12 protein-coding genes (1 of these 12 cut by a window edge) are annotated in these 11,801 nt (G+C 61.9%); 5 read left to right on the forward strand and 7 right to left on the reverse strand.

Annotation, left to right across the window (positions count from 1 at the left end):
* The 4 genes from olsE to RHSP_RS33225 form a co-directional block, all read left to right on the forward strand.
* Positions 1-139, forward strand: the 3' end of a protein-coding gene (gene olsE, locus RHSP_RS29380; protein ID WP_004127607.1) for an ornithine lipid hydroxylase OlsE. The gene continues 758 nt to the left of window position 1, outside the view; only the last 139 of its 897 coding nucleotides appear in the window; the start codon falls outside the window, past its left edge; it ends in the stop codon at positions 137-139.
* 83 nt (positions 140-222) lie between these two features.
* Positions 223-609, forward strand: a complete 387-nt coding sequence (locus RHSP_RS29385; protein ID WP_004127610.1) for a hypothetical protein — start codon at positions 223-225, stop codon at positions 607-609.
* A 39-nt stretch (positions 610-648) separates the two neighbouring features.
* A complete protein-coding gene (locus RHSP_RS29390) occupies positions 649-1,386 on the forward strand; it encodes an SIMPL domain-containing protein (protein ID WP_004127612.1) in 738 nt (245 codons plus the stop codon).
* On the forward strand, positions 1,387-1,608 hold the full coding sequence (locus RHSP_RS33225) for a penicillin-binding transpeptidase domain-containing protein (protein WP_004127614.1): 222 nt from the start codon (positions 1,387-1,389) through the stop codon (positions 1,606-1,608).
* 393 nt (positions 1,609-2,001) lie between these two features.
* Here RHSP_RS33225 and RHSP_RS29400 read toward each other — a convergent pair whose 3' ends face one another.
* From RHSP_RS29400 to RHSP_RS29430, 7 genes are all read right to left on the reverse strand, one after another.
* The gene (locus RHSP_RS29400; protein WP_004127616.1) at positions 2,002-2,274 is read right to left on the reverse strand and encodes a hypothetical protein; all 273 of its coding nucleotides are present in this window, start codon (positions 2,272-2,274) and stop codon (positions 2,002-2,004) included.
* The gene (locus RHSP_RS29405) at positions 2,271-5,399 is read right to left on the reverse strand and encodes an efflux RND transporter permease subunit (RefSeq protein ID WP_004127618.1); all 3,129 of its coding nucleotides are present in this window, start codon (positions 5,397-5,399) and stop codon (positions 2,271-2,273) included. Before RHSP_RS29405 ends, RHSP_RS29400 begins: the two co-directional genes overlap by 4 nt.
* Before the next feature lie 9 nt (positions 5,400-5,408).
* On the reverse strand, positions 5,409-6,527 hold the full coding sequence (locus RHSP_RS29410) for an efflux RND transporter periplasmic adaptor subunit (protein ID WP_157385464.1): 1,119 nt from the start codon (positions 6,525-6,527) through the stop codon (positions 5,409-5,411).
* A 140-nt stretch (positions 6,528-6,667) separates the two neighbouring features.
* Positions 6,668-7,297, reverse strand: a complete 630-nt coding sequence (locus tag RHSP_RS29415; RefSeq protein ID WP_004127625.1) for an outer membrane protein — start codon at positions 7,295-7,297, stop codon at positions 6,668-6,670.
* A 343-nt stretch (positions 7,298-7,640) separates the two neighbouring features.
* On the reverse strand, positions 7,641-8,843 hold the full coding sequence (locus RHSP_RS29420; RefSeq protein ID WP_037155196.1) for an MFS transporter: 1,203 nt from the start codon (positions 8,841-8,843) through the stop codon (positions 7,641-7,643).
* Positions 8,844-8,963: 120 nt separating this feature from the next.
* Positions 8,964-10,343 carry a sensor histidine kinase gene (locus RHSP_RS29425; protein ID WP_004127630.1) on the reverse strand — a complete coding sequence of 460 codons (1,380 nt, stop codon included), beginning with the start codon at positions 10,341-10,343 and terminating at the stop codon, positions 8,964-8,966.
* Positions 10,340-11,014 (reverse strand): response regulator transcription factor, encoded by a 675-nt coding sequence (locus RHSP_RS29430; protein ID WP_004127633.1) that lies wholly within the window; start codon positions 11,012-11,014, stop codon positions 10,340-10,342. The genes RHSP_RS29425 and RHSP_RS29430 overlap by 4 nt, the downstream gene beginning before the upstream one ends.
* A gap of 147 nt (positions 11,015-11,161) precedes the next feature.
* On the opposite strand from RHSP_RS29430, the gene RHSP_RS29435 reads away from it, so the two are divergent.
* Positions 11,162-11,800 carry a class I SAM-dependent methyltransferase gene (locus tag RHSP_RS29435; RefSeq protein WP_004127635.1) on the forward strand — a complete coding sequence of 213 codons (639 nt, stop codon included), beginning with the start codon at positions 11,162-11,164 and terminating at the stop codon, positions 11,798-11,800.
* The last annotated feature ends 1 nt before the right edge of the window (position 11,801 follow it).

An 11,801-nucleotide genomic window follows, 5' to 3' on the forward strand; every position in this document is an offset into this window, starting at 1 on the left:
TTTCAATCCCGGCCGCCCATCTTCGACCGACATCGGCATTCGCGGCCAGATCGCGAAGAGCTTCCTGGGCCAGCTTGCACAGCCCTTCAGAAAGGATGGCATTCGCCAGATTCTCGGCCGCTCGACAAAAAGCGGCTGATGCCGCGATGCGCAATGCTGCCGTAATCCTGGCAACGTACCCCCTGCCTGTGATCTCCCTCCAGTTGCAGAAGGACGTTCTTGATGTCTGCCATTAGCATGAAGCGGCTCCCGGTCGGCGCTGCTGTTCTGACGATACTGCTGATAGTCTCGGCCTGTGCCTCGCAAGTTATGAAAAGCTATATCGGAGCGCCGATCAGCAGTGTCATGCTCGACTATGGCCCGCCCGATAACGTCTACGATCTGCGTCCCGGCGAGCGTGCCTATCAATGGCGCAAGCAGAAAACACAGGTGGTGCCCGGCCAAACCAGCGGCGTAGTCAAGGAAACGCGCCGGGGCAGCCGCTATGAGATGACGGAGACGCCGGGCTATGTCGAGCACACGGAGTGCTTCTACACCTTCTATACCCGGGGTTCCGGTTCAGATTGGTACGTGACCAGCTTCCGGCAACCGTCGCTCGAATGCGAATAGGCGGAACCCTCTATCCCTCCAGCGACAGGACTTTCGGACATGAAACGTATTTCCATGATCGCGGTCGCCATCGCGACCCTTTCCGTGACGCTGGCCGCTTCGGTGCGAGCCGAGCAGAAAATAGCAGAGGGTGCAGGCCTTATCCGGGTCGTCGGCGAAGGGCAGGTGCTTCGCAGTCCGGACCTTGCTGTCCTCCGCTTGACGGTATTGCGCCAGGCGGCAGAAGCGAGCGAGGCGGTTGCGACGTCTACGGAGGCGACCCGCAACCTCATCGCCTCGCTTGTGTCCTCGGGTATCGCCAGGGACGACATGCAAAGCGCGGATTTTCAGATCTCGCCGCGCTTCGACTTCACGGCGAAGCCGGATGGGACTCCCCCATCCTCCGCCATTACCGGCTATGATGCCCGCAATACGCTGATGGTGCGCATCCGCAAGGTGTCGGAGGTCGGCAATGTCCTCGACGTCGCCTTGAAAAGCGGCGTCAACGAGGGCGGCTCGGTGGAATTCATGGTCGATGATGTGGCCGGTGCAGTCGACGAGGCGCGCAAGATCGCCGTTACCGCGGCAGGGAAGAGCGCCCGCTCCGTCGCACAGGCTTCGGGCCTCAGACTCGGGCCGATCATCGCGATCGAAGACCAGCCTGCCGCGACCGTGTTTCCCTATGCTTCCACCGAGGCCAGGTTGCGCTCGGCGAGCACAAATGGCGGAGTGCCGATCGTATCAGGCATGAATGTCATCACCACGCGTGTCGCCGTCTCCTATCTGGTGGCGAGATGAATGGATCGGCCCTATGTCAAAGGTTATTCCGATTGGGCGACGATATGGGAGGACAAGGCGATGCCGCGCCTCTGGATGGAGAAAACCATCGTCTGGTATTCTCAGCGTTTCACGGAGGCGCCGGGCGCCGCGAAATTCCAGGCCTATGTCCGGCAATTCAATTACGGCAATCGCGACGTCTCCGGCAATCCCGGCAGGCATGATGGCCTGGCGTATACCTAGCCAGGCTCATCGCTGAAGATCTCGCCGGTCGAGCAGCTCGCTTTCCTGCGAAAGCTGGTCCGCCGGGAGTTTGATGTCAGTGAACACGCCTATGATATGACGACGAAGATAGCCGACTAAGGAGTGTAGCCGTCAGGCTCATATCTTTGGCAAGACCGGCGCCATGCCGGCATCGAAAGCCGGGGCACGCCGCGATCGTAACAGGATGTATGGCTGGTTCGTCGGCTGGGCGGTCAAGGGAGATCGCAGGATCGTGTTTGCGCGCCTCGCCGGCGAAGAGCGGAATATACCGGGCTCGGCCGGCCGAAGGACATGCGATGCCCTCTTCAAGGACTTGCTTTCCAGGCTCGACACGCTTCTGATCGCAAGGGTACTCCGATTTCCACCGGAACGTCAGCCCTGCTCCTTGTCATCGGTTTCGCCCCATCGCCACCGCCATGGGGCATCGCTTTTCCACCAGACAACGAAAATCAAAAGGGCCGTCGGAATGCCGATTGCCAGCGCATAGGCGAAGGGATGACTGTCGGCAAAGGGTGCGACGACGCTGATGGCTGCGGCCAGCGCGAGTGCATAGATCGCAACGGCGGCCCAGCCTTGCCAGTGACAAGGCAGACCGGCTCCGTAGCCATAGGTTTTGACGCGGAACCACGGTACTTGTTTCGTCATTCCGCCGCGTCCTTTATCTGATCGGCTGTCGGTTGGTCCTGTTGCTTTCTCAGCATTGTCCGGCAGCTTTCGATCAACGACAAGGCGACCGGCACGAAGACGAGCGTCAGCGCCGTTGAGGAGAGCAGGCCGCCGATCACAGCATGGGCCATCGATGCGCGTTCCTCTCCGCCTTCGCCAAGCCCGAGCGCCAGCGGTATCATGCCGATGATCATCGCCGAGGTGGTCATGACGATCGGGCGGAACCGGACGGTGCCGGCGTCGATCAGGCTCTGCTTCATGCTGGCGCCCTCCTTGCGGCGCTTGTTGGCGTGATCCACGAGCAGGATGGCGTTCTTCGTCACCAGGCCCATCAGCATGATGAAGCCGATCACCGAGAAGATGTTGATCGTCGAGCCGGTCAAAAGAAGACCGGCCAGCACGCCGCTGACCGAGAGGGGCAGGCTGGTCATGATGGCGACCGGCTGAACGAAGGAGCCGAATTGCGAGGCAAGGATGAGGTAGATGAAGACGATGGCCAGCATCAGGGCTTGCACCGCGTAGCCGAAGCTTTCCATCATGTCGTCCGCCTCGCCGCCGATGGCGATGCGATAGCCAGCCGGCAAATTCATGGAGCCGATCACCGTCTGGATATCGCGGACGACGACGCCAAGGGGCTGGCCGTTCAGATTGGCGGAAAGGCGAACCTCGCGGTCGCCGTCGCGGCGGATGATCGTCTGCGGCGCCAGGGTCTCGGTGATGTCAGCCACCTGCGCCAGCGGCACCGTCGCTGCGGGGCCGGTTGCGCCGGCTCGCTCGACAGGAATAGGGATTTGTTCGAGATCGTCGATCGTCTGGCGGCCCGCTTCTGGCAATCGAATGGCGACGTAGCGGGATTCGGCGCCGCCATAGGCCCAGCTCGTCAGTTTTTCCCCTGCGATCAGCGGGCGAAGATTGTTCTCGATCGTTGCGGTCGAAATCCCAAGATCGGCCGCCTCCACGGCGCGAAGCCGGATCATCAGCATGGGACGTTTCTTGTCTGCGGAGGATTCGAGGTCTATGAGCCCGCCGATCGTGCCGAGTCTGGCCTTCATGTCTTGCGACAGGCGCTCGAGGACGTTCAGATCGCCGCCCTGGATCGATATCTGGATCGTTTTCGACCCTGAGCCTGTGCCGTCTCCGGGTTGTCCGACCTCCACCTTGACCGCTGCGACAGGGCTCAACGCTTCGCGCAGCTTCGGCGCGATCGTGACGGAACTCATTGTTCTCTTGTCCGACGGCACCATGGAGGCGGTGATTCTTGCCTCATTGGTATTGGCGGCATCACCGCTGTTCACGGTCGAGTACAGGTCCTGGATATCCGGAAACTGCCGCAGGATAGCTTCGGCCTGCCTGATCTTGGCGGCGGTATATTCGACCGATGATCCCTCCGGGAGAGTGAGGCTCACGGAGACCATGCCCTGATCCGATTTCGGCACGAATTCCGTGTCGATCCTCGGGATAAGACAAAGACTTCCGGCAAACAGTGCCAGAACGCAGAAGAACGTGACGGCACGATGAGCAAGGCACCAGCCGACCATCCGGCCATAGCGCTGCGCGATTCTCTCGAAGCCATGGTCGAAACGGTCGAGCATCGCTTGAAGGCGTCCTCTTCTTCCCGACGCCGGTCGATCCGCCCAGACGCTTGAAAGCATCGGATCGAGCGTGAAGGAAACGAAAAGCGAAATCAGCACGGCCACGGACACAGTAAGGCCGAACTGAAGGAAGAATCGGCCGATAATGCCGCCCATGAATGCCACGGGGAGGAAGACGGCAACGATGGAAAGTGTGGTGGCGAGCACCGCAAGACCGATCTCCGACGTGCCATCCAGGGCCGCAAGCCTGCGATCCTTGCCCATGGCCGCATGACGGCTGATGTTTTCGCGCACGACGATTGCGTCGTCGATCAGGATGCCGATGCAGATCGACAGCGCCAGCATGGTCATAAGATTGAGGCTGAAGCCCATGACGGCCATGGCGGCAAAGGTGCCGATGACCGCGACCGGCAATGTGAGCGCCGTAATGACGGTCGAGCGCCAGGAATTCAGAAACAGCAGAACGATGACGATCGTCAGCGCACCGCCCTCGATGATCGTTCTCTGCACGTCGCCGATCTGCCCGACGATCGTTCGCGAACTATCCTGCGATACGACGATGCCGATGTCCTTCAGCGCGTCGTCTTTTCTGAGGCGCGTCAGTTCCCGCTCGATGCCCTTTGCGACCTCGACGGTGTTTGCACCCTCCAGCTTGTTGATGTCGAGGCCGAGCGCAGGCTTGCCGTTGAACCAGGCGCGGCTCTTCGGATCTGCGCCCGCCTCTATCACCTCGGCGACTTCCGAGAGCCGGATGGTGCGGCCGGCACTATCGCGGGCGAGGACGATGTCGGCAAAGTCCCCGACCTTGCCCGGCTGGACGCTGACGGTGACGCTGCGCTCGCGCGCCGATGAGATGATGGAGCCGATGGCGCTGTCGCGCGTAGCCCGCTCGATGGCCTCGATCACGGTTGGGACCGCGATGCCGAAGGATTGGAGTCTGGCAGGATCGGGCTGAATTCGTACCTGATCCTCACTGCCGCCGACCAGCGTCACCTGGCCGACGCCGGGCACGCGGCGCAGCCGCGGCACGATGGTTGTGTCGGCGATCTTCGTCATCCGGCTGAGAGGCGCATCCGCGGAGAAGGCGGCGAGCGACATGATCGGCGCATCCTGCGGATTGAAGCGCGTGACGACCGGACGATCCGCGCCGTCTGGAAGCGCGTCCTGCAGCCGCGATATGCGGTCGCGCACCTCGTCCGCCGCTGCTCTCGATGGCGTTTCGAGCGTGAATTCCGCGATAACAAGCGAATTGCCCGTCGACGATCGTGAGGTGACTTTCTTAACGCCGGCGATCGCGCCTATGCTTTCCTCGATGGGGCGGCTCACCTGCTGCTCGACGGCAAGCGCCGACGCGCCGTCGAAGTTGGTGGAGACAACCACAGTCGGCAAATCTATCGAGGGGAGCAGGTCCACGGGCAGGCGCGACCAGGCTGTGATGCCCAGCACGACGATGGCAACCATGACCATCGTGGCAAAAACGGGCTGCTGAATGGAAATACGGGCTAGAAGCATGTGCGACCTTCAGCGCTCCGCGATTTTCACCGGGGAGCCGTTGGAAACGTTCTTGAGCGGCACGGTTATGACGATATCGCCTTCGCTCAGCCCGTCGCGGATCTCGACGAGATCCTCTCCGACTTCGGAAGTGCCGAGAACCACCGGCTGCCGCCGGACGGCGCCATCGACGATTGTTCGGACGAAGCTTTCTCCCGCGTCCCTGGCGATCGCGCCGGCGGGAACGGCGAGAATATTCTCGCGCTTCTTGATCTGCAGGGAGCCGTGGCCGAACATGCCGCCACGAAGGCCGGGCACAGGGTGATCGAGCCTGAGATAGACCTGCAGCGAACGCGAGGTGTCGAGGGTTGCCGGGCTGATTCTGTCGAGCCGGGCCGAGAGAGGCTTGTTCGGTAATCCCTCGATCTCGACGGAGGTCGTCTGCCCGATGGAGAGCCCGGCGCTTTCCTGCGGCGGAATGAGGGCGACCAGGTCCAGCTGCGCGATATCGACAATCTCGAATAGTTCGGTATTGATCGATACGGCCTGGCCGGGATTGACCTTTCGGGAGTTGACGATGCCGTCGAAGGGGGCGGTCACGGCCGCGTCGTCAAGCGCGCGCCGCGCCTCTGCCTCCTCGGCCTGCAGGGCGCGCAATTCGGCTTTCTGCACGGCGACGTCGGTCTCGGCCTCGATGAGCTTCGCCTGCGCGACACCGCCGGTGGCGGCGAGGCTGCGCGTGCGCTCCAGATCCTTCTGTGCCCGCAAGAGCGTCGCGGCCTTGGCTTCGGTGTTCGCCACCAGCTTGTTCAGGGAAAGCGTCAGGGTTTCCGTGTTGAAGCGCGCGATGACAACACCGGCGCGAACGTTTGTTCCGACATCGGCCTCGACGCCGGCCAGCGTGCCGGACAATCTCGCCGTCAGCGTCACACGCCGGGCAGGCTGAATGAAACCGTTGATGCGAATATCCCGCTTGTAGGTTTGCCGGCGAACTTTCGTCACCTCCATGGCCGCGACTTCAATCGTCTTGGCTGTGGGCGCCTGTTCTCTTTGCGCGGCGTCACGGCCGGCGGACGTGATCAAGACGCCTGCAACGCCCAGCGCAATCAGCGCCAGGACGATCGTTATTTTCGTGACACGGCTCGTCATGGCATCCATCACTATGCTGTCGTCTCGAGAGTGAGAGCGGCGAGAGGGCTGACTCGGGGTGTGATCAGCCAGCTGTCGCCGCTCCCCGTCTGGCGCGTTCTTGCTTGAAAGGCGCGCCGACGTTTGCGAAATTCGTCCGGTCAGAAGCGATAGTTCAGGCCGGCCTTGATCACATGGTCATGAACATCGGTCTTCGATTTGCCGCCTGCCGAATACGTCGTCACATCGTTGGTCGTGACGTAGTTGTATTCGATCTTGGCAGACAGGCCGCCGCCGAAGCCTTGTTCGACGCCGGCGCCGAGCAGATAGCCCTGCTTCCAGCCGCTCGGGCCGGAAATGCCCTTTCCGCCTTCGAATTTGGTCATCGTCAGACCCGCCGTCCCGTAAACGAAGGTGCGGTCGAAAGTCAGGCCGGCCTTGGCCTTGGCGGCACCGCGGAAGCGCTCTTCCAGACGGCCGTTCGGCACGCGTACTTCGTTGTTGCCGAGGTAGGAACCTTCCAGTTCCGCGCCGACGATGCCAGGGCCGACCTGAAAATTGTAACCGGCCTGGACACCGGCGGCGAAGCCTTTGCCGCTGGAAAACGGGTTCAGCTTCGGCGAGGCGATGCCCCCATGCGCGCCGAAATATGCGCCACTCCATTGGAAGGCCGGCGGCCGTTCGTAGCTGTTGTCCGGAGCCTGATAGTTCGTGTAATCGGCGGCGGATGCGGTGGTCGCGGCTGTAGCGGCCAGAGCCGCGAAGACAATCGATTTTGCACTGAGCGACATTGGTAAACTCCATACGAAACCCATGCACCATCCCCCGGCGCCCATAAGGTCTCTGTTTGCGTTGGAGAACCGGAAACCGGTTCCTGCTGCTCTCCGGGGCCGTCCGTCTTGGGAGCGGATCGGTGTCAGGAGATGGAGATCATTTTGCCTGCGAGAGTTGCGGCTACATTGCGGAATTTGAAAATATTGAAAAATTATCGAGTATTTTTATACAGTTGAACAGAATTTTTTAACCATATTTTAAGGATGACGCTGTTGCCCCGGTCGACCGCAAATGCTGGATGGCATCATTGCGCGCAATGGGTGTCTCTCGCATCGTCGGCTGTATTCGCCTCCGTCCTGGCTAATCGTTCTCGATGGCTTCCAGCCATGCGGAGCTGACCGCAGCCGCCAGCGATAGCAGGAACACCAGAAGGGTGCAGGTCGTGCGGAATGAGGTGAGGCCGATCGAGGCACCGGTCAGCATATATTCGAGCGGCAGAAACAACAGAACGACGGAATAGGAGAGCCCCATGACATAGGGCCGGTTGCCGCGAGACGTCTTGACTTGAAGGACCGCGGCGAAGGCGGGCGAGAGCCAGCCATTCGCCAACCCTGCAACAAGACCGGCGAGCATCATGGTCAATGGCGAGACCTCGACCCACATCAGCGCCGTTGCCAGCGCCAGCCCGAGAAAAGCTCCGGCGGCGATAGAGGAAGGCATGGGCGTGCTCTGCCGCGAGGCCAGATACAGGTTCATCATGATCGTGCCCGTCGCCGATGCTGCGAGAAAAATGCCGAGCCAGGCCACGGATACGCCCTGCAGCCGCAAGGCGGCCGGCACCAGGAAAATCTGCAGCGTCATGAAATAGCCGAGTGCTGCGCTGGCGCAGAGGGCAAGCGGCAGCGACACGGCCGAACCGCGAAACTGCCTGACCGCAACGATGATGTCCCGGAAGCGCGGTGCCGGCCGCAGCCGGAATTTCGGCAGGCTTAGGGACAAAAGCGTCATGGCGGCGAAGTTGCAGATCGCGATCCACCAGGCAGCGTCCTTCGAGCCTATGGCCGCAATGATGAAGGCGCTGCCCGCCGACGCCGTAAGAAGGACAAAACCGTCGATCGTATCGTCGACGGAATTGGCATCCGTAAGCGACAGCCCCGAAAGCCGGGCGATTTCCGGAACTTTCGCCTCGGTGGCAACCGTCGCCGGGCCATCGAGGATGACGCTCAGAAGGCCAAAAAGGATGAGCATACCCGGGCTGAGGAAATCGGCGGTATAGAGTGCGGCAATCAGCAATGACGTCAGCGCTCCGACCTTGGCGGAGATGAGCGCCGTATAGCGGACGCCGAGCAGCTCGGCCACATAGCCGCCGAAGACCATGCCGACCAGAAGCACGATGCCGTTGATGAACACCGTCAGCGCCATGAACACCACGCTGCCGGTCAGGTCGTACATGATCCAGGGATAAAGCACGGCCGCGAAGGCATGGCTGAAATTGAGAGCCACGTTGCTGAGCTGCAGCCCGAGGAAGGGCCATCGCGCATTGCGTTGAAGTCGTTGAAGCACGGTTCTTTCCCGATGATCGTTTCGATCGTCAGGTTCGGTGTGCTGCCTTGCGGTAACATTACGGACACCAAAATTATCCGGGATAACCGCAGATTGCGGAAGGGGTTGGAGATATGCGCCCTAACCCGCCTTTGCCGACGAAATCGTAAGGCCGGCCGAAGTCAGATTTATGGTCAATCGCGCACCGCCCGTCCGGCTGGCGCCGGCTCTGACATTGCCGCCATGCAGCTCGGCGATCTGCCTGACGAGATGAAGTCCCAAGCCGGTTCCGCGCGAGCGCGGCTTCAACCGGTAGAAGGGTTCGAAGATGCGGTCACGCTCCAATGGCGGGATGCCAGGCCCGTCGTCGCACACTTCCATGATGCCTGGCGCGATGTGAACATTGATCGTCCCGCGGCCGCCGCCGTGATCGATGGCGTTCTGGATGAGGCTTGCCAGCGCTCGCCCGAGTGCCGCTTCGTCGCCTTGAACAAGGCTGTCAGGCCCTTGATGGATCAGGTCAAGCGCATAGCCGGCCGGAAAGGCCAGCGGCGCCATGTCGCTCACCACGCGCTTGCCGAGCTCCAGCAGCGACACGGGTTTGAAATCGGCAATATCCCGACCGAGCCGCTCGATATCCAGCAATTGCTCGGTCAGGGTCGTCAGCCGCGCAACGTCGGCAATCAGCTGCAGTCGCTCCGGCGTCGGCGGTAGCGCGGCGATACGGATGCCGAGAATGGCGATCGGAGTCCTAAGCTCATGCGCGGCATCCGCCAGGAATCGCTGATGCCGTTCGCAGCCGTCATCAAGCCGACTAAGGGCTTCGTTGACGGCGCGAATGAGCGATGCGATCTCAGGCGGCGTGCCCTCGGTTTCCAGACGGACGCCGCGCTGGCCGATATCGATGAGGGCCGCCTGCTCCTCCGCTTTCGCGATCCCGGCCACCGCGCCGCGCACGACGAGGGGTGTCGCGACCAGGATGCCGAGGACGATGACGATCATGATCGGCAGACCGATCTTGAGGAAGACGAGCAGAAGGCCGAGCGCCACCATCGTCAGCGGTGCCCTGCCTTCCGTTCCCGTCAGGATCTGCATCTCGCCCGCCGGAGTGTAGACCGTCCGCATGCGGGCCTCCGGCCGGTCCATGGCGGCGCGGTCGACCGTCGATCCGAAGCGGGCCTGGCCGATGCCGGGCAGCACTTCGCTGATGCGATTGAAGATCGCGGGCACAGGTCCTTCGGAGATCTGCATCCCCTGGGTATCGCGTATGATGAACCAGAGGGCGGGTTCGGCTGATCTCAGCGCCATCAGCTCCGGCGTGTCGCGAAGCTGCAATGTACCGGCGGCATCGCGCTGCACGGCGTGCCGGAGGGCTTCTATGGTTCGATCCATCGAACGGAAGGCGAAGAGATCGCCTCTGAAAAACATGATTCCGAGAACGAGAAAGAGGATCAGGCTCTGGAGAATGAGCAGTCGCCGGATCAGTTGCCATTTGAGCGAGCGGCCGGTCGCCTCCTTCATATCTGCTCCATCAGCATGTAGCCGACGCCGCGCACGCCGTTGATGGTGACGCCCGCATCCGCATCGGCAAGTTTGCGCCGCAGCCGCGAGATATGGCTGTCGAGCGTATTGGACTGAACCTCGTCGCTCATGCCAAAGACCGATTCCATCAGGATCTCACGCGGCACCATCCGGCCGGCGCGCCGCATCAGCGCTTCGAGCACGAGAAGCTCGCGCCTCGGCAGATCGAAGCGCATGTCTTCCACCCTTGCCTCGCGATGATCCAGATCGAGAGAGAGGCGGCCGAGCTTGACGGACATCGGGCTGATATGATCGGGCCGGCGCATTACGGCGCGCAGCCGCGCCAGCAGCTCCTCGAAAGCGAATGGCTTGGCCAGGTAGTCGTCGGCGCCGCTGTCGAGACCGGTGACGCGCTCGGCAAGCCGCCCTCGCGCCGTCAATACGATCACGGGAATGTTCGCCCTGTGTTGCCTTATCTTCGGGATCAGCGACAGGCCGTCGCCATCGGGAAGGCCGCGGTCAAGGATGATCGCATCGTAGGAGCCGGCAAGGATCATTTCCATGGCAACCGCCAGCCCATCGGCGTGATCGGCGATCATGTCGTGCCGGCGCAGCGCCGACTGCAGGGCCTCCGCCATTTCCGGCTCGTCTTCCACCACAAGGAGCCGCATCGATCATGTCCCTTCGCCGTGTGTTCCGGAGCGCTTCCTGCCCGCGCCACATTGCGACAACATGACGTTTCGAAGCAATGCAGGCGTCAGACGATCCGCCCAGACCCTTGTGGGAAACAATCAACCGACAAGGGATGAACCGTAATCATGAAAGACAGTCTGCTTTTCCTGCGCCAATGGGCCATGGCCCCACTTCGTACCGCCGCGGTCGCGCCCTCGGGCCGTGCTCTTGCCAGACTCATGACCTGCGAGATTACGCCTGCGACCGGATCGGTGATCGAGCTCGGCCCCGGCACGGGCGTCTTCACCAATGCATTGCGCAACCGCGGCGTGGCGGAACACAATCTCACCCTGGTCGAGCTCAATCCGGACTTTGCCGTGCTGCTGAAGCACCGCTTTCCCTCGGCCCGCGTGCTGCAGATAAACGCCGCCGATCTTTCCACCTCGGCCGACATGCGGGAGGACAGCGCCGGCGCCGTCCTGAGCGGCCTCGGCGTGCTGTCCATGCCGACGGGCGTGGTCGTGAAGATCATGCAAGGCGCATTTCGCTGCCTCGGGCCGACGGGCGCATTCTATCAATTCACCTATGGCCCTCGTTGTCCGGTGTCGAAAAGTGTCCTGAATTTCCTCGGCCTGCAGTCGGAGAGAATAGGAGGAACCTTCTTCAACCTGCCGCCGGCTTCGGTCTACCGGATAACGCGTGCGCCGAGTTGGCCGAGCGAGATGCGCGAACGCCGGATTGCAAACGGCACACCGCGTTGCCAGTCCGATGCTTTGAGCCTCTGAA

Source organism: Rhizobium freirei PRF 81 (assembly GCF_000359745.1).
GTDB lineage: Bacteria > Pseudomonadota > Alphaproteobacteria > Rhizobiales > Rhizobiaceae > Rhizobium > Rhizobium freirei.

Coding starts and splice junctions, on each gene's coding strand:
- RHSP_RS33225 (WP_004127614.1), top strand. CDS start 1,387: ATGGATCGGCCCTATGTCAAAGGTTATTCCGATTGGGCGACGATATGG.
- RHSP_RS29425 (WP_004127630.1), bottom strand. CDS start 10,343: ATGAAGGAGGCGACCGGCCGCTCGCTCAAATGGCAACTGATCCGGCGA.
- RHSP_RS29435 (WP_004127635.1), top strand. CDS start 11,162: ATGAAAGACAGTCTGCTTTTCCTGCGCCAATGGGCCATGGCCCCACTT.
- RHSP_RS29390 (WP_004127612.1), top strand. CDS start 649: ATGAAACGTATTTCCATGATCGCGGTCGCCATCGCGACCCTTTCCGTG.
- RHSP_RS29400 (WP_004127616.1), bottom strand. CDS start 2,274: ATGACGAAACAAGTACCGTGGTTCCGCGTCAAAACCTATGGCTACGGA.
- RHSP_RS29405 (WP_004127618.1), bottom strand. CDS start 5,399: ATGCTTCTAGCCCGTATTTCCATTCAGCAGCCCGTTTTTGCCACGATG.
- RHSP_RS29415 (WP_004127625.1), bottom strand. CDS start 7,297: ATGTCGCTCAGTGCAAAATCGATTGTCTTCGCGGCTCTGGCCGCTACA.
- RHSP_RS29430 (WP_004127633.1), bottom strand. CDS start 11,014: ATGCGGCTCCTTGTGGTGGAAGACGAGCCGGAAATGGCGGAGGCCCTG.
- RHSP_RS29410 (WP_157385464.1), bottom strand. CDS start 6,527: ATGACGAGCCGTGTCACGAAAATAACGATCGTCCTGGCGCTGATTGCG.
- RHSP_RS29385 (WP_004127610.1), top strand. CDS start 223: ATGTCTGCCATTAGCATGAAGCGGCTCCCGGTCGGCGCTGCTGTTCTG.